Genomic DNA, 19,695 nt, shown 5'->3' on the forward strand with positions numbered 1-19,695 from the left:
GTTCTGTCGTGGTTCCCGCGCACCGTCGCGGCCGCGACCTCGCGCACGCGCTCGACGCACTCGGCGGGCCACGGGTTGTAGCCGACGACGTCGCCCGCGCAGTGGATCCGGTCGACCGCGGGCATGTCGTCGAGGACCGTCTCCAGCGCGGGGAGGTTCGCGTGAACGTCCGAGATGAGGCCGACCTTCATCGCCCGTGGGTTCGGTCGGCGAGCCGGAATAGGTTGGGGAGGCGTGAGGCTGCGGTGCCGTGTGGGGCGGGACTCAAAGGGGCAGTCGCGAGGGCGAAGCACGGCGTAGCAAGCACCGCAGGAGCGAGCAACGCGAGCGACGAGGAGCGCAGCAAGCCGCGCGAGTCCTCGTGGCTGGGGCTTTGGAGGTGTTCGCAGGCGATCCACTGTCGGTTATCGATAACCGAGCGACTGGGGATTCGGCGATCTCCTCCCCGACGACGAACGAGTGCCCTGTCGCCTCTCGTCCCTCGCGTCGATCTACGCCTTCACCTTCTCGCGGAACCGCTCGCGGACCTTCTCCACCTTCGGCTGCGCGTGCATCGTACAGTAGGCGTCGGCCGGGTTCTTCTCGAAGTAGTCCTGGTGCTTCTCCTCGGCGCGGTAGAACGTCTCCAGCGGCTCGACCTCGGTGACGACCTCGTCGTCGTAGCCGCCCTCCTCGTCGAGCGCCTCGACGTAGTTCTCCGCCACCCGCGTCTGCTCGTCGTCGTGGGAGAGCACGATCGACCGGTACTGGCTGCCGACGTCCGGGCCCTGTCGGTTCAGCTGCGTCGGGTCGTGAACCGTGAAGAACACTTCGAGGATGTCCTCGTACGAGAGGGCGTCGGAGTCGTACGCGACCTGAACGACCTCCGCGTGGCCGGTGGTCCCGGAGCACACCTCGCGGTAGGTGGGGTCGTCGGCGTGGCCGCCGGCGTAGCCGGAGGTGACGCTCTCGATCCCGTCGAGCTGCTTGAACGCCGCCTCGACGCACCAGAAGCAGCCGCCGCCGACCGTCGCGGTCTCGGTGTCTGTCATGGGCCCCCGTTGGCGTCGCAGACGTATTAATGGCCCGTGGCGCGAGGCGGTTGTGCCGGCTGACGGCCGCGGTCGACCCGAATTGCGGTCACCGCGCGCCGAACCCCGCCCGAGGTGCCAGCGAACCGAACTACCAAGTTCTCCGAGCGGAGATGTCCTTCAGATGATAGCGTGGTTCGGCGGTGCCGAGAGCGTCCTGTCCATGCTCGTCCCGCTGGTCGGGATCTGCGTCATTCTGGTCGCCGAACGCGTCACCGAGACCAACCGCGCCAAACGATACGTCCTCCCGGCGTTCGGCCTCTGGTTCGGTCTCCGCGTCGTGATCGGACTCGAACGGGGGCCGGTCGTCTCGCTCCCCCGTCCGGTCGGGCTGCTCGTCACCGTCTCGCTTCTCGTCGGGTTCCTGTCGCTGCTGCTGTACGGGTTCTACGTCCTGTGGGCGGGGCGGGACACGATCGCCTCGCGGACGTGATCGCGCGCGTCGGTCGAAGCCCGAGCGTCCGCCGTCCCCGAACGCGTTCGCCCGGCAACCCTGCGGTCGAACGGTAGACCTTTGCCGTCGCCCGCTCCAGTTCGCGTATGGTCTCGCTGGGACTGGTGGTGGCGCGGTTCAACGACTCCGTCACGGAGCCGATGGCCGAGGCCGCCCGGGAGGCGGCCGCCGACCGCGACGCCGTCGTCGTCGACGAAGTGAGCGTGCCGGGCGCGTACGACAGCCCGCTGGCCGCCGACCGGCTGGCGCGCCGGGACGACGTCGACGCGGTCGCGGTCGTCGGCGCGATCGTCACCGGCGACACCGACCACGACCGCGTCATCGCGAACGCGACCGCCGAGAAGCTCACCGACGTGAGCCTCGACCGGGACACCCCGGTCACCTTCGGCGTGAGCGGCCCCGGGATGTCCGGCGCGGAGGCGCGCGAGCGGATCGACAAGGGCGCCGACGCCGCGCTCGCCGCCGTCGACCTCGCGGAAGCACTCGACTGACAGACACGAGCGGACTACACACGACACATGAGCGACGCATACGACTTCTCGGAGCGGATCGGACGCGTAGAACCCAGCGCGACGCTGGCGATATCGAACCTCGCGGCGGAGAAGGAGGCCGAGGGGGCCGACATCGTCGACCTCTCGGTCGGCGAGCCGGACTTCGACACCCCGGAGAACGTGGTCGCGGCCGGCAAGGAGGCGCTCGACGCGGGCCACACCGGGTACACCTCCTCGAACGGCGTGCCCGCGCTGAAGGAGGCGATCGCGGCGAAGCTCCGCGGCACCGGGATCGACGCCGACGCGGACGAGGTCATCGTCACCCCCGGCGGCAAGCAGGCCCTGTACGAGACGTTCCAGACCCTGATCGACGAGGGCGACGAGGTCGTCCTCCTCGACCCGGCGTGGGTCTCCTACGAGGCGATGGCGAAGCTCGCGGGCGGCGACCTCTCTCGGGTCGACCTCGCGCCGCACGGCTTCCAGCTGGAGCCCGCGCTCGACGAGCTCGCGGAGACGGTCTCCGACGACACCGAACTCCTCGTCGTCAACTCCCCGTCGAACCCCACCGGCGCGGTCTTCTCCGAGGCCGCGATGGAGGGCGTCCGCGACCTCGCCGTCGAACACGACGTCGCGGTCATCTCCGACGAGATATACGAGCGCATCGTCTACGACGCCGAGCACGTCTCGCTCGCGAGCCTCGACGGGATGGCCGACCGCACGGTGACGATCAACGGCTTCTCGAAGGCGTACTCGATGACCGGCTGGCGGCTCGGCTACCTCCACGCCACCGACGAGTTCGTCGGCGAGGCGGGCAAGCTCCACTCCCACTCCGTCTCCTGCGCGACGAACTTCGTCCAGCGCGCCGGGATCGAGGCCCTGGAGAACACCGAGGAGTCGGTCGCGGAGATGCGCGACGCGTTCGCCGACCGCCGCGACCTCCTCGTCGACCTGTTCGACGAACACGGCGTGGACGTCGACGTCGGCGACGGCGCGTTCTACATGATGATCCCCGTCGACGACGACGACCAGGCGTGGTGCGAGGCGGCGATCGAACGGGCCGCGGTCGCCTGCGTCCCCGGGAGCGCGTTCAACGCCCCGGGCTACGCTCGCATCTCCTACGCCGCGAGCGAGGAGCGCCTCCGCGAGGCGGTCGACCGCCTCGTCTCGAACGACCTCCTGTAACGGCGGACAACCTCTGCTGACGGCGAGCGACCCCCCGGTCGGCGCACCGCCGCGTGCTCGGGGGCCTTCGCGGTCGGGGACTCGCATCGCCGTTCGGGACTGTGCCGTCACTGAGTTCACCCGCTGAGCGCCCGAATCACCCGGTAGCGCGAATCTGCGGTGCGTTTTTACCGCTGCTCCGTGAAGTTTCAACGTGGTGGTACGATGTACGACAACATACTCTACCCGACGGACGGAAGCGCCGGCTCCGAGGCCGCGGCGGCGCACGTGAGCGCGCTCGCGTCGGCGTTCGACGCGACGGTCCACGTGTTACACGTCGTCGACACCCGCGAGGGCGGGCTCGGCGTGAGCGGGGCGTTCGTTCACGAGGACAGTCAGGCGATGAGCGGGGTCTCCCCGGAGACGGGCTACATCGGCAGACACGAGGAGGTCGACGCCGACGAGATCGAGGCCGAACTCACCGCCCACGCGAGAGAGCTCATCGAGACGGCGGCGGAGTCGACCGGCGACGTCAGCATGACGACGGCCGTCGAGATGGGAACGCCTCACTCGGCGATCGTTCAGTACGCCGACGACCACGACGTCGACCTCGTGGTGATGGGGACTCACGGCCGCACCGGCGTCGAGCGCTACCTGCTCGGGAGCGTCACGGAGAAGGTCGTCCGGCTGGCGGACGCGCCCGTCGTGACGGTCCGAGCGGACGAACCGGACGAGGAGTGACGGTCCGGCCGTCACCGCAGATCATTTTTCCGCCGCCCCCCGACGAGAACGCATGGACGAGTCCGAGCGGGAGGCGATACTCGACCGAGTCACCAGCCAGAGCGCGACGGTCGGCGCGTCGGTCCCGGACGCGGTCACCATCGACGGGAGCGCGGTCGACCTCTCCGAGTTCATCGTGGAGACGCGCGCCGTCGAGACGGTCCCGCCCGACGTCGAGCGCAAGGTGTCGTCGGTGAAGTCGACGCTCCGCGCCGAGCGCGAACGTCGGATGGCCCGGCTGCGAGGCGAGCGCGACGAGGGGACGCGTTCCGGCGACGCCGCGCTCGACCGGGAGACCGCCGAACGGCTCGCCGACGAGATCGTCGGGATCGACCGGGCGCTGAACGCCTTGGAGACGATCCGGCATCCGGACTTCGCCGACGAGCACCGCTCCGCGACGCTCGACGGCCACGAGCGCTGGCTCGCCTTCGTCGACGCCGTCCAGTGAACGCGGGCGTCGGCGGGGGTCGGATGCGACGTTCCGAAACCCTTACTCCCGGTCCGGGACACCTGCTCGTATGAGCGATACGTCCGACTCGACGGATGACGCGGGGGAGGCCTCCGACGGGGGCGACGACGCCGCGGCCGCCGTCGACGCCGAGGAGGTCCGTCACGTCGCCGACCTGGCTCGCGTCCGGCTCGCCGACGACGAGGTCGACGAGTTCGCGGCGCAGTTCGGCGACATCCTGGAGTACTTCGAGGCGCTCGACGAGGTCCCCGAGACCGACCGCGAGGAGGAGCTCGTCAACGTGATGCGCCCCGACGAGGTCCGCGATGGGCTCTCGCAGGAGGCGGCGCTCGCGAACGCCGAGGAGACGGAAGACGGCTTCTTCGTCGGCCCGAAGGTGTCGTAGATGGCGGCCGACATCAACGCCTTCGTCACGGAGGAACGGATCGAGGGCGACGCGGACGCGGCGGGCCCGCTCGCGGACGCGACCGTCGCCGTGAAGGACAACATCTCCACCGAGGGGATCCGGACGACCTGCGGGTCGGAGATGCTCGCCGACTACGTCCCGCCGTACTCCGCGACCGTGATCGACCGGCTGACCGACGCGGGCGCGACCGTCGTCGGCAAGACGAACATGGACGAGTTCGGGATGGGCACGACGACGGAGACCTCGGCGTTCGGCCCCACCCGGAACCCGGTCGACACCGACCGCGTGCCGGGCGGCTCCTCCGGGGGCTCCGCGGCCGCGGTCGCGGCGGGCGCGGCCGACGTCGCGCTCGGCTCCGACACGGGCGGCTCGGTGCGGTGTCCCGCCGCCTTCTGCGGCGTCGTCGGGATCAAGCCCACCTACGGGCTCGTGTCGCGGTACGGCCTGATCGCGTACGCGAACTCCCTCGAACAGATCGGCCCGATCGCGGGCACCGTCGAGGAGGCCGCGGCCGTCCTCGACGTCATCGCCGGCGACGACCCCCACGACGGGACGACCCGCGACCTGAGCGGGATCGAGGGCGCGGCCCCCGAGGCGGGCTACGCCGCGGCCGCCGACGGCGACGTCGACGGGATGACGATCGGCGTGCCCACGGAGCTGTTCGACGGCGCCGACGAGCGCGTCGTGGAGACGGTCGAGGACGCGATAGCGGCCCTCGAAGCCCGGGGCGCGGAGACGACCGAGATATCGCTGCCGTCCGTCGAACACGCGGTCCAGGCGTACTACGTGATCGCGATGGCGGAGGCCTCCTCGAACCTCGCGCGCTTCGACGGGGTGCGGTACGGCCACCGGAGCGACTCCGACGGCAACTGGAACGAGTCGTTCGCGGAGACGCGCGAGGAGGGGTTCGGCGCGGAGGTCAAGCGGCGGATCCTCCTCGGCACGTACGCGCTCTCGGCCGGCTACCACGACAAGTACTACGAGAAGGCGCAGGACGCCCGCGCGTGGGTCCGACAGGACTTCGAGGCGGCGTTCGACGACGTCGACGTCGTCGCCTCGCCGACGATGCCGGTCCTCCCCTTCGAGCTCGGCGAGAGCCTCGACGACCCGCTGCGGATGTACCTCGCCGACGCGAACACGACGCCGGCCAACCTCGCGAACCTCCCGGCGATCTCGGTGCCCGCGGGCGAGGCCGACGGGCTCCCCGTCGGGCTCCAGCTCGTCGGACCGAAGTTCGGCGAGGAGACGATCGTCCGCGCCGCGAGCGCGGTCGAAGATCGATGAGCCTCAGCGACGAGGAACGCGGGCGGCTCGCGGACGTGGTCCGCCTCCAGCCCACGAAGAACGGCGAGCTACAGGACGCCTGGGAGATGGAGAGCGGCAGCGAGGTCCACGGCTACCTGGAGAACCACCTGAAGGAGTACTACTACCGCGACGACGACAGCCTGATCCGCGCGACGGCGGAGGCGAACGACCTCGTCGACGTCGAGCCCGGCGTCGAGCCCGACGCGGTCGCGCGCGGCGCGGTCCCGGAGACGATCCGCGTCTCCGAGCTGGAATCGCGGGTCGTCGACGTGCTCGCCGGTCCGGACGAGCGCTCGCAGTCCGTCGTCAGCGTCCTCAACGCGCTCCGCGACGCGTTCGACGCCGACCCCGAGGTCGACGCGGTGCGGCGGGCCCTCCGGAGTCTGGAGCGCAAGAACGTCGTCGAGGTCGTCTACCGCACCGTCCCGACGTTCCGGCTGGCGGTCGCGCGCGACGAGGTAACGGTCGAAATCGAGGAGTAAACGACCGCCGTCGGCGCGCGAGCGCCGATACGATTTTGTAGCGGGCCGGAAACTGTCTCGCCAATGGCCGACGACGAGACCCTCCGCGAGCGGTTCCGCCGCAACGCGAGCGGCATCGCCGCTACGACGGTCACCGGGTCGTGGCTCGCCGCCCTGCTGGCCGGGTTCGACTGGTGGCTCGGATTCATGCTGTTCGGGTACGTCGTGATCGTCCCCGTCGTCTCGATGCTCTTCGACGAGGACGACGAGGAGTCGGTCGTCGTCGAGTCTGAGACCGGGTCCGTCCGGGTCGAGCGCGGGGATTCGACGGAGCGCGACGCGGCGACCGGCGACACCGCGGACGCCTTGGAACGGCTCCGGACCCGATACGCCAACGGCGACCTCACCGACGAGCAGTTCGAGCGGAAGCTCGACCGACTGCTGGAGACCGAGACGCCCGAGGACGCCGCCGAGTGGACCGAGCGCAACCGGGAGGCGCGCTCCGAGCGCGAGGCGGAGCGGGACCGTGACGTCGAGCGCGAACGGTGACGCGAGCCGTCGCCCCGCGCCGATCGCGTCGGCGCGGCCGAACCTCAAGCTTCAATGCGCGCGGCCGACTCGACCGCGTATGAGCGACCACGAACTCCGGAAGGAAGCGCACGACGTCGACGTCACCGTCTGGGTCGGGAAGAGCGGCGTCGACGCTGTCGTCGACGAGCTGGCCGACCAGCTCGACGACCGGAAGCTGGTGAAGGTGAAGTTCCTCCGGGCGGCCCGCGGCGGCACGTCGACCGAGGCGCTCGCCGACGAACTCGCCGAGGCGGTCGGCGCGGACCTGATCGAGACCCGCGGGAACACGGCGGTGCTCCACTGATGAGCGCCCTCGCGGGCGCGCCCGGCGTCGTCGCGGTCGCGGGGACGCTGGAACCGTTCCTCGGGCCGCTGACGGGGTTCGTCGTCGACGCCGCGATATTCTTCGTCGTCGTCGCCGCGACGTACGTCCTTTATAAGGCGGCGATCAAGCCGCTCGTCGAGCGGCTGTTCGACAGGCAGGGGCTCGACGAACACGCCCGGCGTCCACTCCAGAAGATCGTGGCGTTCCTCGTGTTGTTCGCCGGCGTCACGGTCGCGTTCGGCGCGGCGGGCTACCAGGGATTCCTTCGCTCGCTGGCGACCATCGCCGCCGCGGCGACGCTGGCGGTCGGCTTCGCGCTCCAAGACGTGATCAAGAACTTCGTCGCGGGCGTGTTCATCTACACGGACAAGCCGTTCCGCATCGGCGACTGGATCGAGTGGCAGGGGAACTCGGGGGTCGTCGAGGACATCTCCTTCCGGGTCACCCGCGTTCGCACCTTCGACAACGAACTGCTCACCGTGCCGAACAACGCGCTGACGAGCGACGTGGTGAAGAACCCGGTCGCGAAGAAGACGCTGCGGCTGAAGTTCGTCTTCGGGATCGACTACGAGGACGACGTGGAACGGGCCAGCGAGATCATCGTCGAGGAGGCCGAGAAGAGCGACGCGATCTTGGCCGACCCCGCCCCGTCGGTCCGGCTGACCGAGCTGGCCGACTCCTACGTCGGGCTCCAGTCGCGGATCTGGATCGACGACCCGTCGCGGGCGGACTTCGTGAAGGCGCGCGCCGACTACGTGAAGGCGGTCAAGGCGCGCTTCGACGAGGAGGGGATCTCGATCCCGTTCCCGCAGCGCACCGTCTCGGGGCGGGACGCGTGGTCCGAGCCGGCGTCGTTCGGCGGGGAGCCGAGCGGCGGCGAGCCGTAGCTCGGCGCGGCGGGTCCGCGAGCCGTTCGGCGGCGTCTCGCCCGTCGCTGGCGCGGCGAGCGCCCGCGAGGACCGATAGTAACGAACTTCAAGGTCGGGTCTCTGGGTTGGTCCATGTACGTGGTCGTCATCGGGGCCGGCGAGGTCGGGACGAGCATCGCCGCGAGTCTCGCGTCGGACCACGAGGTCGTCGTCGTCGACGTCGACCCGGACCGGGCCGAACAGCTCAAGTACGAACTCGACGTGCTCACCATCGCCGGCGACGGGACGACCTCCGACATCCAGTCGGCCGCCGAGGTCGGCCGCGCGGACATGATCATCGCGTGTACCGACGACGACCAGACGAACCTCGTCGCGTGCGGGGCCGCGAAGACGCTCGGCGACGGGTTCACGATCGCCCGGGTGAAGAGCACCGAGTTCCTCCGCACTTGGCAGGGCAGCGAGGGCGCGTTCGGCGTCGACTTCATGGTGTGTACGGACCTGCTCACCGCCGAGAACATCGTCCGCGTCATCGGGCTCCCGGCGGCGGTCGACGTCGACCCGTTCGCCGGCGGGCTCGTCCAGATGGCGGAGTTCGAGATCGGCGAGGGGAGCCCCGTCGCGGGACAGACCGTCTCGGAGGCCGACCGGTTCGAGTCGCTCACGTTCGTCGGCCTGTTCCGCGACGGCGAGATGACGATCCCCCGCGGCGACACCGACATCGTCGTCGGCGACCGCGCCGTGGTGGTCGGGAGCCCCGAGAGCGTCCAGTCGTTCGCGACCGACGTCGCGCCCGCGACGACCCCGGACCACGCCGACGAGATCGTCGTCGTCGGCGGCAGCGAGATCGGCTACCAGACCGCCCGGCTGCTGGAGGAGCGCGACTTCACGCCGCGGCTGATCGAGCGCGACGCGGACCGCGCGCGGTGGCTGGCCGAGAACCTCCCGAACAGCGTCGTGATGGAACACGACGCGACCGACACGGAGTTCCTCTCCCGAGAGCACGTCGACGAGGCCGACATCGTCGTCACCGCGCTGGGCTCCGACGAGAAGAACCTCCTCATCTCCGTGCTCGCCAAGCGCCTCGGCGTCGACCGCGTGATCGCCGTCGTCGACAGCCCCGACTACGTCACCGTCTTCGAGGAGATCGGCATCGACATCGCGATCAACCCCCGCACGGTCACCGCCGAGGAGATCACCCGGTTCACCTACGAGAGCGTCGCGGAGAACATCGCGGTGTTGGAGAACGACCAGGCGGAGGTCCTCGAACTCGAGCTCACCGAGGGGTGCGGGCTCACCGGCCGGCCGATCTCGGAGATCGTCGCGGAGAGCGACGTTCGGTTCGTGATCGGCGCGATCACGCGAAACCATCAGCTGGTCACCCCGCGCGGGGACACCGTGCTCCGAGCCGGCGACCACGTGATCCTCCTCGTGGAGTCCGACTCGGTGGGGCAGATCGCCTCGATGGCGTGACCTCCGCTCCGTGAGCGCCAAGATTCGCGTCGGGTGGCGGGCGAGCGTGGGACTCACCGGCGACGTCCTCGCCGCCCTCCCGGTTCCGCTCGCGTTCCCCCTGTTGATCGCGCTCTACTACGGCGAGTCGCCCGTGCCGTTCCTCGCGGCGATGGCCGTCTCGCTCGCGCTCGGCGCGGCGTTCCGGTCGGTACAGGACCCCGAAGAGGACCTCGGGCCGCGAGAGGCGTTCCTCGCGGTGGCGCTGATCTGGTTCCTCGTCGCCGCGGTCGGCGCGATCCCCTTCGTCGTCGCGGGCGTCGGCACGGTCGCGCACCCGGTGAACGCGATGTTCGAGGCGATGAGCGGGCTCACGACGACGGGCGCGACGGTGTTGCGCGACTTCTCGCTCCACTCGCGGTCCGTCATGATGTGGCGACAGGTGATCCAGTGGCTCGGCGGCCTCGGAATCCTCATCTTGGCGACCGCGGTGCTCTCCGAGATCGGCGTCGGCGGGGCACAGCTGATGGAGTCGGAGTCACAGACGCAGGACGTCAACAAGCTCACGCCGAAGATATCGCGGACCGCACAGCTCATCTGGGGGATCTACTTCGGGCTCACCGGGCTCGCGATAGCCGTCTACTTCTTGCTCGGGCGCGCCGTCGACCCGCGCATGGACCTGTACAACGCCGTCGCGCACGCGTTTACGTCCGTCGCGACGGCCGGGTTCTCGCCGGAGCCGTTCTCGGTCGGCGCGTTCCACCCGCTGATCCAGTGGGCGGTCGTCCCGTTCATGGTGATCGGCTCGACCAGCTTCGTCCTCATCTACTTCGCTATCAACGGCGAGCCGATGCGCCTGTTGCGAAACGAGGAGTTCCACTTCTACATCGGCGCGATGGCGACGTTCGCGTCGATCGTCGCGGCCGCCCTGTTCCTCGACCCGAGCGTCGCGTTCGGCGTCGAGGGGACGATCCGCCACGCCGTGTTCAACGTCGCGTCCATCGTGACGACGACGGGGTACGCGAGCACCGACTACGTGCTGTGGGCCCCCGCGGCGAAGCACATGCTGTTCATGGGGATGTTCGTCGGCGGGATGGTCGGGTCGACCACCTGCTCGATCAAGTCGCTGCGGTGGCTGGTGGCGCTGAAGTCGTTCCGCCGGAACCTCTACACCGCGATCCACCCGGAGTCCGTCCGACCGGTGCGGATCTCGGGGAAGCCGGTCGACGAGGCCGCGATCCGCGACATCTACGCGTACCTCCTCTTGAGCATCGTGATCTTCTTCCTGCTCGCCGTGATCATCGTCGTCGACGCCGAGCGGGGCGACGTCCGCGTGACCGAGTTCGAGGCGCTCGGCGCCGCGGCGACGACGTTCCTCAACATCGGACCGGCGTTCGGCGACGCGGGCCCGTACGGGACGTTCGCGTCGTTCCCGCTGAGCACGCGGGCCGTGATGGTCGTGCTGATGTGGATCGGACGGATCGAGATCATCCCCGTCCTCGTCTTATTCACGAAGGCGTTCTGGACCTCCTGACCGGTTCGGTCGCAACATCGGGGCGGTTCGCGACGGGGCACGCGGCTCCGTCTATCGACGGGTTCTTGTCACACCGGACGGCTACGACGGGTATCGGAACCTCCGAGGGACACTCGTGACACGGACTATCGACCCGCGGGCGACGCTCAGCTACACCGGGAGCATCGTGAAGTTCCTCTCGGCGTCGATGGTCGTTCCGCTCCTCGTGGCGCTGATATACGGGGCGGACGTCCTGACGTTCGCGGCGTCGATGACGATCGCCGTCGCCCTCGGGACGGGCCTCGAGCGGCTCGACGACGAGCCCGACATCGGCCCCCGAGACGCGCTCGCGGTCGTCTCGCTCGCGTGGTTCATGGCCGCGGTCGTCGGCGCGATCCCGTACGTCATCGCCGGGTACGGCACGTCGTCCGCGCTCGCCCACCCGGTGAACGCGCTGTTCGAGTCGATGAGCGGTTTCACGACGACGGGCGCGACCGCGACCGCGGAGATCAGCTTCGAACAGCACTCCCGCGCGGTGCTGATGTGGCGACAGCTCACGCAGTGGCTCGGCGGGATGGGGATCATCGTCCTGATGGTCGCCATCCTCCCGCAGCTGGCGGTCAACGGCGCGCAGCTGATGGAGTCGGAGGCACCGGGGCCGGGGCTCCAGAAGCTCACCCCGCGGATCGTCGAGACGGCCCGCGCGCTCTGGCTCATCTACCTCGCGTTCACCGTGGCGCTGATCGCGGTCCTGACGCTTCTCGGAGTCACCGGACTCGCGCCGGAGATGGACCTCTACAACGCGATCGCACACGGGTTCTCCACGCTCCCGACCGGCGGGTTCTCGCCGGAGGCGGAGAGCATCGGCGCGTTCTCGCCGGTCGTCCAGTGGGCGTTCGTCCCGTTCATGGTGATCGCGGGGGTGAACTTCGCGCTGTTCTGGTACGTCCTCAGAGACGACCCCAGAGAGATGTTCGAGAACACCGAGTTCCGGATGTATCTCGGTCTGGTGACGGGGTTCGCGGCGATCCTCGCGGTCGGTCTGTTCTACGGCGGCGCGCCCGCGACGGAGATCGGCGGGATCACCGAGGGCGTCACGGAGAACGCGCTCAGGCAGGGCGTCTTCCAGATCGCCTCGCTGATGAACTCGACCGGGTTCGCGACCGCGGACTTCGCGGCGTGGGACACCCAGACCCAGTTCCTCCTGCTCTTCGCGATGTTCATCGGCGGCTCCGCGGGGTCGACCGGCGGCGGGATCAAGGTCATCCGCTGGCTCATCCTGCTGAAGACGCTCCGCCGGGAGCTGTACACGACGGCGAACCCGAACGTGGTCCGGCCGGTCCGGCTCGGCGGCGAGGTCGTCGACGAGGACGTGATCCGCGGTATCCTCGTGTTCACGCTGCTGTACGTCCTCGTGTTCGCGCTCTCGGCCGTCTTCATCGAGATCGACACGACGCGGATCGGCGAGGGGCTCACGGGGATCGAGGCGCTCGCGGCCTCGCTCGCCACGATCGGCAACATCGGTCCGGGGCTCGGACCGCTCGGCCCGTTCGGGACCTACGAGTTCCTGCCGAACACGACGAAGCTGCTGATGATCGGCCTGATGTGGATCGGTCGGCTGGAGATCGTCCCGGTGCTGGCGCTATTCGTCGCGAGCGTCGACGAGCGGTGACACCGGGCTGCGGGATTCGCGCGCGGAGGGCACTTCTTAACCGCCGCCGGGCGTACTACCCCGCATGGACGGACCCGACGACACCGACGGTCAGAATCTGCTCGGCCACGTCCTCCTCCCGGTCGCGAACGAGGAGGACGCCCTCGCGACGGCGCGGGCGCTCGAACCGTACGCCCCGGAGCGGGTGACCGCGCTCCACGTGGTCGAGAAGGGTGACGGCGTCCCCGACAAGACGCCCGTCGAACAGTCGGAGGACCTCGCCGCGGAGTCGTACGAAGCGGTCCGGACGGTGTCCCCCGACGCCGACGAGCACACCGCGTACTCGCGCGACATCGCCGGGGCGATCTTCGACGCCGTCGACGAGGTCGACGCGACCGCGATCGCTTACCGCTCGCGGGGCGGCAACCGATTGTTCCGGTTCCTCTCCGGCGACGTCTCGATCGAACTCGTGACGGAGTCGCACGTGCCCGTCGTCGCGCTCCCACGCACCGAAGCGGACGAATGAACCGCCACAGTCTCGGCGGAGTCGACCCGTCCGGACGCTGAGCGTCCAGAACGGATGACGCGGATCGACGACGCGCCGACGGTCATGGTCGCGGTGTCGAACCCCCGCACCGAGAGCGCGCTCATCACGCTCGCCGGGGCGATCGCGGAACACGAGAGCGGGCGCGTGCTTGCGACGCACATCGTCACCGTTCCGGACCAGACCTCGCTCGAAACGGCCGCCGAGAACCGCACCGGACTCGACCAGTCCTCGGAGGAACTGCTCTCCGCCGCCGCGTCCGACGCCGAGGCGTTCGACGCGCCGATCGACACGAAGACGATCCTCTCGCACCGCGGGATCGAGGAGGTGTTCGACGCCGCGCGGACGAACGACGCCGACACCGTCGTGATGGGCTACGGCGGGACGCGGTTCGCCGGCGGACGGGCCGAGGGCTCGCTCGACGAGCTCACCCGCGACCTGCCGTGCGACTTCCTCGTCTTGAACGGCCAGCGGCTGGACCTGTCGAACGTGCTCGTGCCGACCGCCGGCGGTCCCTCCTCGGACCTCTCCGGCGAGGTCGCCCGCGCGCTCAGGGAGACGCTCGGCGTCGAGGTCTCGCTGCTGTACGTCGCCGACGAGGGCGAGGAGGAGTCGGGCCGCGAGTTCCTCGCCGAGTGGGCCGACGGGCACGGTCTCGGCGACGCGGACCTGCGGATCGAGACAGGCGACGTCGAGGAGACGATCGGTCGCGTCGGCGAGACGCACGACCTCGTCATCGTCGGCGCGACGGAGCGGGGACTCCTCTCGCGGATCGTCCGCGGGTCGCTCGCGTTCGACACCATCGAGCACCTCGACACGCCGGTGCTGCTCTCGGAGCGGCCGTCCGCGCGGTCGCTGTGGGAGCGCTTGTTCGGCGGACGCTGAGCGGGTTCCCGGGAGCGGACTCCCGGTCCGGCGCGGAACGGGACCGGGGCCGCCGGCCGTCCCCGCGTCGGCTCGACACGCTCTCGTCGCGGTCGCGACGCCGGCCCCTCCGGCGTCTCGCTCTACCCCTCGTCGCCGTCCAGCGCCCCCATGAACGACCAGTGTACCTTGTTGTTCCCGTCCGGGTGCGGCTCCTCTGTGACGTGGTAGACGTACGGCCCGTGCGGGCAGTCGTCGCAGCCGTCCGCACAGCGGAACTGCTTCACGACCTCGGTGTAGCCGTCGTGTTCGGTGACGCGGAGGATATCGTCGTCGGCCTCCGCGTCGAGCGGTGACTCCGCCTCCCCGTGGAAGTGGAGCAGTTCCTGCGCGTGGACGATCGCCTTCCGGAGCTCCGCGGGCGAACACTCGCGCAGTTCCGTCACGAGCTCCGGCGGGAGTCCCTCGGGTGGCGTCGGACGCTCGGCGGCGTCTGTCATGAGCGGCAGTTCGACGCGACCACACATAACGGATCCGCGCGGCGGCACGCACTGAGAGAACGCCGGCCGGGCCCTTGTAAAATATAATGAATATTTATACGCGACCGGCGGGTAACGGGCGGTATGTACGACGACGAGGAGCTCTCCGAGATCCGCGAGGCGAAGGCGTCGTGGGAGGCGGAGACGCTCGACCCGACGCTCGACCGCCACGGGGAGCGGAACGAGCGGTTCGCGACGGTGTCGAACCGGGAGGTCGACCGCCTCTACACGCCCGAGGACGTCGCCGACCTCGACTACGACGAGGACCTCGGCTTCCCGGGCGAGCCGCCGTACACCCGCGGCGTCTACCCGACGATGTACCGCGGTCGCACGTGGACGATGCGGCAGTTCGCGGGGTTCGGCACCGCCGAGGAGACCAACGAGCGGTTCCACTACCTGATCGACGAGGGGCAGACCGGGCTCTCGACCGCGTTCGACATGCCCTCGCTGATGGGGATCGACTCCGACGACGATATGTCGCTCGGCGAGGTCGGCAAGGAGGGCGTCGCGGTCGACACGCTCCGCGACATGGAGGTGCTGTTCGACGGCATCGACCTCGCGGCCGTGTCCACCTCCTTCACGATCAACCCGAGCGCGCCGGTGATCTACGCGATGTACGTCGCGCTCGCCGACCAGCGCGGAATCGAGCGCGAGCGGCTCCGGGGCACCCTTCAAAACGACATGCTCAAGGAGTTCATCGCGCAGAAGGAGTGGGTGATTCCCCCGGCACCCTCCCTCGATCTGGTGACCGACACGATCGAGTTCGCGGTCGCGGAGACGCCCAACTTCAAGCCCATCTCGGTGTCGGGCTACCACATCCGCGAGGCGGGCTCGACCGCGGTCCAGGAGCTCGCCTTCACCCTCGCCGACGGGTTCGCCTACGTCGAGGCGTGCCTCGACCGCGGGCTCGACGTCGACGAGTTCGCCCCGCAGCTCTCCTTCTTCTTCAACTCGCACAACTCCCTGTTCGAGGAGGTCGCGAAGTTCCGCGCCGCCCGCCGGATCTACGCGACCGTCATGGAGGAGTGGTACGACGCCGAGGCCGAGGCGTCGAAGCGGCTGAAGTTCCACACGCAGACCGCCGGGCAGTCGCTGACGGCCCAGCAGCCGCTCAACAACGTCGCTCGCGTCACGATTCAGGCGCTCGCGGGCGTGCTAGGCGGCACGCAGAGCCTCCACACCAACTCCTTCGACGAGGCGCTCGCGCTCCCCTCGGAGCAGGCGGTGCGGGTCGCGCTCCGGACCCAGCAGGTCATCGCCGAGGAGTCGGGCGCGGCCGACATCGTCGACCCGCTCGGCGGCTCCTTCGCGGTCGAGAGCCTCACCGACGAGACGGAGGCGGACGCGATGGCGTACATCGAGGAGATCAGGGAGATGGGCGACGGCTCCGTGCGCGACGGAGTCCTCACCGGCATCGAGCAGGGGTACTTCCACCGCGAGATCCAGGAGTCGGCCTACGAGTACCAGGAGCGCGTCGACGAGGGCGAGGAGACGGTCGTCGGCGTCAACGCCTACGAGATCGACGAGGACACGCGCCCCGACCTGCTGAAGATCGACGAGACGACTCGCGAGCGCCAGCTCGACCGGCTGGAGTCGGTGAAAGCCGAGCGCGACGACGACGCGGTCGAGCGCGCCCTCGACGACCTCCGCGACGCCGTCGACGCCGGCGAGAACGTGATGCCCGCGATCGTCACCGCGGTGAAGGCGTACGCGACGATGGGCGAGGTCATGTCGGTGTTCGAGGCGGAGTACGGGACGTACCGAGAGCGGATCGGCGTCGCCTGATGGGACCGGACCGAAAGAAGGAACCGACCGCGACGGACGGTGACCAGCCCGCGTCGGTCACCCGGTTTCGACCGGCCGAGCGGCCTCCGCACACCACGCGTTGCCCCGGCGACCCGCCCGCCGGAGGTCGAGTTCGACGACCGAGCCGACCTCGAGGTCCGACAGCTCGGTCTCCACTTCCGAGTCGTCGTACTCGACGACGTACAGCGTCCCGTTACGCGGATATTCACGGAGCGTGATCGCCCCGTGGTCGTTACAGGCGTCGACGACGGTGTATTTCCCAGTCCGATCCATCACACGTGATACTTACTACCTCAAACGCTTAGTTATGCGATCCCTAACAGCGTGAGCGGCCGGATCGGCGACCGGACGACCGCATCCCGGAGCCGCGAGCGAACGGTCCACTTTAATCGGCTCGTCGCGTCGCTCGGGTATGACGGAGACGGAGATCCCCGAGGACCACCCGCGGTACGCGTCCCTCGTGACCCGGCACCGGATCGAGGCGGGCGTCGAGCGGGGGATCACCTCGAAGCAGGGACTGATCGCGCAGGGGCGCGGCGAGGCCTTCGACTACCTCCTCGGCGAGCGCACGCTCCCGAGCGCCGACGCGGCCGCCCGCGCCGCGGCCGCGACGCTCCTGCTCGCCGACCGCCCCGTGATCTCGGTGAACGGCAACGTCGCGGCGCTCGCGCCGAGCGAGACGGTCGCGCTCGCCGAGGCGGTCGACGCCGACCTCGAGGTGAACCTCTTCAACCACACCGACGAGCGGGTCCGGCGGATCGCCGACCACCTCCGCGACCACGGGGCCGAGGAGGTGAAGGGACTCGCCGGCGACGGCGAGATCCCCGGCCTCGACCACGCCCGCGGCGTCGTCGACGCGGACGGGATCGAGGCGGCCGACGTGGTCGTGGTCCCCTTGGAGGACGGCGACCGCGCCGCCGCGCTCGACGCGATGGGCAAGACGGAGATCGTGATCGACCTCAACCCGGGAAGCCGGTCGCCGCGGACGGCCGACGTGCCGATCCTCGACAACCTCCTGCGGGCGGTGCCGAACGTCACGGACCACGCGCGCGATCTCGCGGACGCGACGCCCGCGGAACTCGAGCGGGTCGTCGACGAGTTCGACGCGGCCGAAGCGCTCGACGCGGCCGAGGCGGCGATCCGCGAGGGGTCGTTCGCGGACGGGGACGACGCGTAGCTCGGCTCGCCGGAAGGCAAAAGCGTGCGCCGCCCGTATCGGACGATATGGAACTCGACGAGACGGATCGGGCGATCCTGCGAATCCTTCAGGAGGACGCGCGGACGCCGTTCTCGGAGGTCGCGCGCCGGATCGACATGTCCAGCGCGACCGTCCACGACCGGGTCAGCCGCCTCGAAGAGGCGGGCGTCATCCGCGGGTACCACGCCGACATCGACCCGAAGGCGGTCGGGCACGGCGTCGGCGCGTTCGTCGGCCTGCGCGTTGAGCAGGGCCGCGAGGAGGACGCGCTCGAACGGCTCCGCGGCATCGACGGCGTCCGCGAGATACACCTCACCACCGGCGAGTGGGACGTCATCCTGCGGGTCGTCGCGGCCGACACCGACCGGCTCCGGGAGCTGATGTTCGAGCGGATCGCGGAGACCGAGGGGTTCTCGCGCTCACAGACGATGGTGATCCTCGGCACCGACTACGAGCAGCCCGGGCCGCCGCTGTAAGGTATCCGGGCACCGTCGGCGGGCGGCGGTGCCCTCGTGCGGGACCGGAACGCTCAACTCGGGACCTCTCCGATCCGTGAACATGAGCACAGGTGTCGCTGACGGGTTCGACCCGTCGCCGGAGCGCGCGTGGGCGGCGGTCGTCGGCGGCGTCACGGCGCTGTTGGCGATCGGATCGGTCGTCTTCCCGCGCGTCGTCTACGACCGGTTCCTCTGGCGCTACTTCTGGGGACCGGTCGTCGCGGACGGCGAGGGCGCGCAGTGCGCGGTCCGCGACGCCGGGGGGACGGAGCTGCTCGGCAGCAGCGCGGCGTGTCAGTCGGCCGTGAGCGCCGGCGAGGTGGTCGCGTCTCCGGGGTACACGACCTTCTCGACGGTGAGCTACGTGGTGATCCTGCTGGCGATGCTGATCGGCGTGGTCTTCCTCCTCCGCCGGCTCGACATCGCCACGGAGCTCCGCTTCTTCTACGCGCTGTTCCCGTTCATGCTGTTCGGCGGGGCGATGCGGACGGTCGAGGACGCGGGCGTCGCCGCGACCGCCGCCGGCGTCGAGCCGCTGATCCCGTTCCCGGCGAGCGCGGTCCTCATCAGCCCGTTCATCTACTTCACGGTGTTCCTGTTCACGCTCGCGTGCGTCCTCGCGGCGTACGGACTCGAACGGCGCGGGATCGTCGACGACTACGCGCGCCCGCTGTTCGCGTCGGGCGCGGCGGGACTCGCGCTCGCGGTCGGCTACCTCGCGTACCTCGCGGTCGCGACCGACTACGTGACGTTCTACCCGCAGGTGCTCGTCCCGACGCTCGTCATCGCGACCGTGACGGCCGCGATCACGTGGGCGGTGGCGACCCGGCAGATCCCGACCATCCGGCAGGGGACCGGCGCGGCGGGGATCGTGATCATCTGGGGGCACGCGGTCGACGGGGTCGCGAACGTGATCGGGCTCGACTGGATGCCCGCGCTGACCGGCACCGCGAACCTCGTGCCGAAGCACGTCGTGAACTCGCTGATCGTCGACTGGACCGGGCGGCTCCTCCCGGCGTCGATCGTCTCCGCCACCGGCGACGCGTGGCCGTTCCTCCTCGTGAAGCTGGCGGCCGCGACGTTCGTCGTCTGGGTGTTCAACGGCGAGCTGTTCGAGGAGTCGCCGCGGTACACCCTGCTGCTCCTCATCACCGTGCTGGCCGTGGGCCTCGGCCCGGGCACGCGAGACATGCTCCGCGCGACGTTTGGCGTCTGAGCCCGAACTCTGCCCCCGTCGGATTCGACGTGGAGACTCGCTGACGGACGGTGCGCC

Annotated in this window: 23 protein-coding genes and 1 pseudogene; 20 read left to right on the forward strand and 4 right to left on the reverse strand. The window is 69.8% G+C overall.

The window, feature by feature from the left end:
- Together C464_RS08215 and msrA are read right to left on the reverse strand one after the other, a co-directional pair.
- On the reverse strand, positions 1–191 hold a 191-nt coding region (locus C464_RS08215; protein ID WP_006113193.1), incomplete at its 3' end, for a metallophosphoesterase family protein.
- 300 nt (positions 192–491) lie between these two features.
- Positions 492–1,031, reverse strand: coding sequence for a peptide-methionine (S)-S-oxide reductase MsrA (gene msrA / locus C464_RS08220; protein WP_006113194.1), 540 nt, complete (start codon positions 1,029–1,031; stop codon positions 492–494).
- Between the two features lie 163 nt (positions 1,032–1,194).
- Here msrA and C464_RS08225 point away from each other — a divergent pair, with 163 nt between their 5' ends.
- The 16 genes and pseudogenes from C464_RS08225 to C464_RS08300 form a co-directional block, all read left to right on the forward strand.
- Positions 1,195–1,503 (forward strand): hypothetical protein, encoded by a 309-nt coding sequence (locus C464_RS08225; protein ID WP_006113195.1) that lies wholly within the window; start codon positions 1,195–1,197, stop codon positions 1,501–1,503.
- 107 nt (positions 1,504–1,610) lie between these two features.
- Complete coding sequence (gene ribH / locus C464_RS08230; RefSeq protein WP_006113196.1) at positions 1,611–2,015, forward strand: 6,7-dimethyl-8-ribityllumazine synthase; 405 nt, start codon at positions 1,611–1,613, stop codon at positions 2,013–2,015.
- A 27-nt stretch (positions 2,016–2,042) separates the two neighbouring features.
- Positions 2,043–3,197, forward strand: coding sequence for a pyridoxal phosphate-dependent aminotransferase (locus tag C464_RS08235; protein WP_006113197.1), 1,155 nt, complete (start codon positions 2,043–2,045; stop codon positions 3,195–3,197).
- A 204-nt stretch (positions 3,198–3,401) separates the two neighbouring features.
- The gene (locus C464_RS08240) at positions 3,402–3,917 is read left to right on the forward strand and encodes a universal stress protein (RefSeq protein WP_006113198.1); all 516 of its coding nucleotides are present in this window, start codon (positions 3,402–3,404) and stop codon (positions 3,915–3,917) included.
- Positions 3,918–3,969: 52 nt separating this feature from the next.
- Positions 3,970–4,404: a DUF5788 family protein gene (locus C464_RS08245; protein ID WP_006113199.1), complete on the forward strand. Its 435-nt coding sequence runs from the start codon at positions 3,970–3,972 to the stop codon at positions 4,402–4,404.
- A 70-nt stretch (positions 4,405–4,474) separates the two neighbouring features.
- Positions 4,475–4,810 carry an Asp-tRNA(Asn)/Glu-tRNA(Gln) amidotransferase subunit GatC gene (gatC, locus tag C464_RS08250; protein WP_006113200.1) on the forward strand — a complete coding sequence of 112 codons (336 nt, stop codon included), beginning with the start codon at positions 4,475–4,477 and terminating at the stop codon, positions 4,808–4,810.
- Positions 4,811–6,115, forward strand: a complete 1,305-nt coding sequence (gene gatA, locus C464_RS08255; RefSeq protein ID WP_006113201.1) for an Asp-tRNA(Asn)/Glu-tRNA(Gln) amidotransferase subunit GatA — start codon at positions 4,811–4,813, stop codon at positions 6,113–6,115. It abuts the gene before it with no gap.
- Positions 6,112–6,618, forward strand: a complete 507-nt coding sequence (locus C464_RS08260; protein ID WP_006113202.1) for a DUF5797 family protein — start codon at positions 6,112–6,114, stop codon at positions 6,616–6,618. The genes gatA and C464_RS08260 overlap by 4 nt, the downstream gene beginning before the upstream one ends.
- A gap of 63 nt (positions 6,619–6,681) precedes the next feature.
- Positions 6,682–7,146, forward strand: coding sequence for an SHOCT domain-containing protein (locus C464_RS08265; RefSeq protein ID WP_006113204.1), 465 nt, complete (start codon positions 6,682–6,684; stop codon positions 7,144–7,146).
- Positions 7,147–7,225: 79 nt separating this feature from the next.
- Positions 7,226–7,471, forward strand: a complete 246-nt coding sequence (locus C464_RS08270) for a YhbY family RNA-binding protein (RefSeq protein ID WP_006113205.1) — start codon at positions 7,226–7,228, stop codon at positions 7,469–7,471.
- A complete protein-coding gene (locus tag C464_RS08275; RefSeq protein ID WP_006113206.1) occupies positions 7,471–8,379 on the forward strand; it encodes a mechanosensitive ion channel family protein in 909 nt (302 codons plus the stop codon). The genes C464_RS08270 and C464_RS08275 overlap by 1 nt, the downstream gene beginning before the upstream one ends.
- Positions 8,380–8,493: 114 nt before the next feature.
- On the forward strand, positions 8,494–9,831 hold the full coding sequence (gene trkA, locus C464_RS08280; protein ID WP_006113207.1) for a Trk system potassium transporter TrkA: 1,338 nt from the start codon (positions 8,494–8,496) through the stop codon (positions 9,829–9,831).
- Positions 9,832–9,841: 10 nt separating this feature from the next.
- On the forward strand, positions 9,842–11,344 hold the full coding sequence (locus C464_RS08285; RefSeq protein ID WP_049910979.1) for a TrkH family potassium uptake protein: 1,503 nt from the start codon (positions 9,842–9,844) through the stop codon (positions 11,342–11,344).
- A gap of 115 nt (positions 11,345–11,459) precedes the next feature.
- A complete protein-coding gene (locus C464_RS08290; protein WP_006113209.1) occupies positions 11,460–12,995 on the forward strand; it encodes a TrkH family potassium uptake protein in 1,536 nt (511 codons plus the stop codon).
- A gap of 64 nt (positions 12,996–13,059) precedes the next feature.
- Positions 13,060–13,500, forward strand: coding sequence for a universal stress protein (locus tag C464_RS08295; protein ID WP_006113210.1), 441 nt, complete (start codon positions 13,060–13,062; stop codon positions 13,498–13,500).
- A gap of 75 nt (positions 13,501–13,575) precedes the next feature.
- Positions 13,576–14,403: pseudogene (locus C464_RS08300) on the forward strand (universal stress protein); the annotation flags it as partial.
- Between the two features lie 122 nt (positions 14,404–14,525).
- Here the strand turns inward: C464_RS08300 and C464_RS08305 are convergent.
- Positions 14,526–14,882 (reverse strand): hypothetical protein, encoded by a 357-nt coding sequence (locus C464_RS08305; protein WP_049910981.1) that lies wholly within the window; start codon positions 14,880–14,882, stop codon positions 14,526–14,528.
- Between the two features lie 123 nt (positions 14,883–15,005).
- Between C464_RS08305 and C464_RS08310 the strand changes: the two genes are divergently transcribed.
- On the forward strand, positions 15,006–16,706 hold the full coding sequence (locus C464_RS08310; RefSeq protein ID WP_006113213.1) for an acyl-CoA mutase large subunit family protein: 1,701 nt from the start codon (positions 15,006–15,008) through the stop codon (positions 16,704–16,706).
- 57 nt (positions 16,707–16,763) lie between these two features.
- On the opposite strand, the gene C464_RS08315 is transcribed toward C464_RS08310, so the two are convergent.
- A complete protein-coding gene (locus C464_RS08315) occupies positions 16,764–17,000 on the reverse strand; it encodes a hypothetical protein (protein ID WP_006113214.1) in 237 nt (78 codons plus the stop codon).
- A 139-nt stretch (positions 17,001–17,139) separates the two neighbouring features.
- Here C464_RS08315 and C464_RS08320 point away from each other — a divergent pair, with 139 nt between their 5' ends.
- The 3 genes from C464_RS08320 (at position 17,140) to C464_RS08330 (ending at position 19,638) form a co-directional block, all read left to right on the forward strand.
- On the forward strand, positions 17,140–17,904 hold the full coding sequence (locus tag C464_RS08320) for a 4-phosphopantoate--beta-alanine ligase (protein ID WP_006113215.1): 765 nt from the start codon (positions 17,140–17,142) through the stop codon (positions 17,902–17,904).
- Positions 17,905–17,951: 47 nt separating this feature from the next.
- Positions 17,952–18,401: an Lrp/AsnC family transcriptional regulator gene (locus C464_RS08325; protein ID WP_006113217.1), complete on the forward strand. Its 450-nt coding sequence runs from the start codon at positions 17,952–17,954 to the stop codon at positions 18,399–18,401.
- 82 nt (positions 18,402–18,483) lie between these two features.
- Positions 18,484–19,638 (forward strand): DUF63 family protein, encoded by a 1,155-nt coding sequence (locus C464_RS08330; RefSeq protein ID WP_006113218.1) that lies wholly within the window; start codon positions 18,484–18,486, stop codon positions 19,636–19,638.
- Positions 19,639–19,695 lie beyond the last annotated feature (57 nt).

The sequence above is a fragment of the Halorubrum coriense DSM 10284 genome, from assembly GCF_000337035.1.
Taxonomy (GTDB): Archaea; Halobacteriota; Halobacteria; order Halobacteriales; family Haloferacaceae; genus Halorubrum; species Halorubrum coriense.

What these genes read in the sequence shown, in the direction of transcription:
- msrA (WP_006113194.1), bottom strand. Translation starts at nt 1,031, where the DNA reads ATGACAGACACCGAGACCGCGACGGTCGGCGGCGGCTGCTTCTGGTGC.
- C464_RS08225 (WP_006113195.1), top strand. Translation starts at nt 1,195, where the DNA reads ATGATAGCGTGGTTCGGCGGTGCCGAGAGCGTCCTGTCCATGCTCGTC.
- ribH (WP_006113196.1), top strand. Translation starts at nt 1,611, where the DNA reads ATGGTCTCGCTGGGACTGGTGGTGGCGCGGTTCAACGACTCCGTCACG.
- C464_RS08235 (WP_006113197.1), top strand. Translation starts at nt 2,043, where the DNA reads ATGAGCGACGCATACGACTTCTCGGAGCGGATCGGACGCGTAGAACCC.
- C464_RS08240 (WP_006113198.1), top strand. Translation starts at nt 3,402, where the DNA reads ATGTACGACAACATACTCTACCCGACGGACGGAAGCGCCGGCTCCGAG.
- C464_RS08245 (WP_006113199.1), top strand. Translation starts at nt 3,970, where the DNA reads ATGGACGAGTCCGAGCGGGAGGCGATACTCGACCGAGTCACCAGCCAG.
- gatC (WP_006113200.1), top strand. Translation starts at nt 4,475, where the DNA reads ATGAGCGATACGTCCGACTCGACGGATGACGCGGGGGAGGCCTCCGAC.
- gatA (WP_006113201.1), top strand. Translation starts at nt 4,811, where the DNA reads ATGGCGGCCGACATCAACGCCTTCGTCACGGAGGAACGGATCGAGGGC.
- C464_RS08260 (WP_006113202.1), top strand. Translation starts at nt 6,112, where the DNA reads ATGAGCCTCAGCGACGAGGAACGCGGGCGGCTCGCGGACGTGGTCCGC.
- C464_RS08265 (WP_006113204.1), top strand. Translation starts at nt 6,682, where the DNA reads ATGGCCGACGACGAGACCCTCCGCGAGCGGTTCCGCCGCAACGCGAGC.
- C464_RS08270 (WP_006113205.1), top strand. Translation starts at nt 7,226, where the DNA reads ATGAGCGACCACGAACTCCGGAAGGAAGCGCACGACGTCGACGTCACC.
- C464_RS08275 (WP_006113206.1), top strand. Translation starts at nt 7,471, where the DNA reads ATGAGCGCCCTCGCGGGCGCGCCCGGCGTCGTCGCGGTCGCGGGGACG.
- trkA (WP_006113207.1), top strand. Translation starts at nt 8,494, where the DNA reads ATGTACGTGGTCGTCATCGGGGCCGGCGAGGTCGGGACGAGCATCGCC.
- C464_RS08295 (WP_006113210.1), top strand. Translation starts at nt 13,060, where the DNA reads ATGGACGGACCCGACGACACCGACGGTCAGAATCTGCTCGGCCACGTC.
- C464_RS08305 (WP_049910981.1), bottom strand. Translation starts at nt 14,882, where the DNA reads ATGACAGACGCCGCCGAGCGTCCGACGCCACCCGAGGGACTCCCGCCG.
- C464_RS08310 (WP_006113213.1), top strand. Translation starts at nt 15,006, where the DNA reads ATGTACGACGACGAGGAGCTCTCCGAGATCCGCGAGGCGAAGGCGTCG.
- C464_RS08315 (WP_006113214.1), bottom strand. Translation starts at nt 17,000, where the DNA reads ATGGATCGGACTGGGAAATACACCGTCGTCGACGCCTGTAACGACCAC.
- C464_RS08320 (WP_006113215.1), top strand. Translation starts at nt 17,140, where the DNA reads ATGACGGAGACGGAGATCCCCGAGGACCACCCGCGGTACGCGTCCCTC.
- C464_RS08325 (WP_006113217.1), top strand. Translation starts at nt 17,952, where the DNA reads ATGGAACTCGACGAGACGGATCGGGCGATCCTGCGAATCCTTCAGGAG.
- C464_RS08330 (WP_006113218.1), top strand. Translation starts at nt 18,484, where the DNA reads ATGAGCACAGGTGTCGCTGACGGGTTCGACCCGTCGCCGGAGCGCGCG.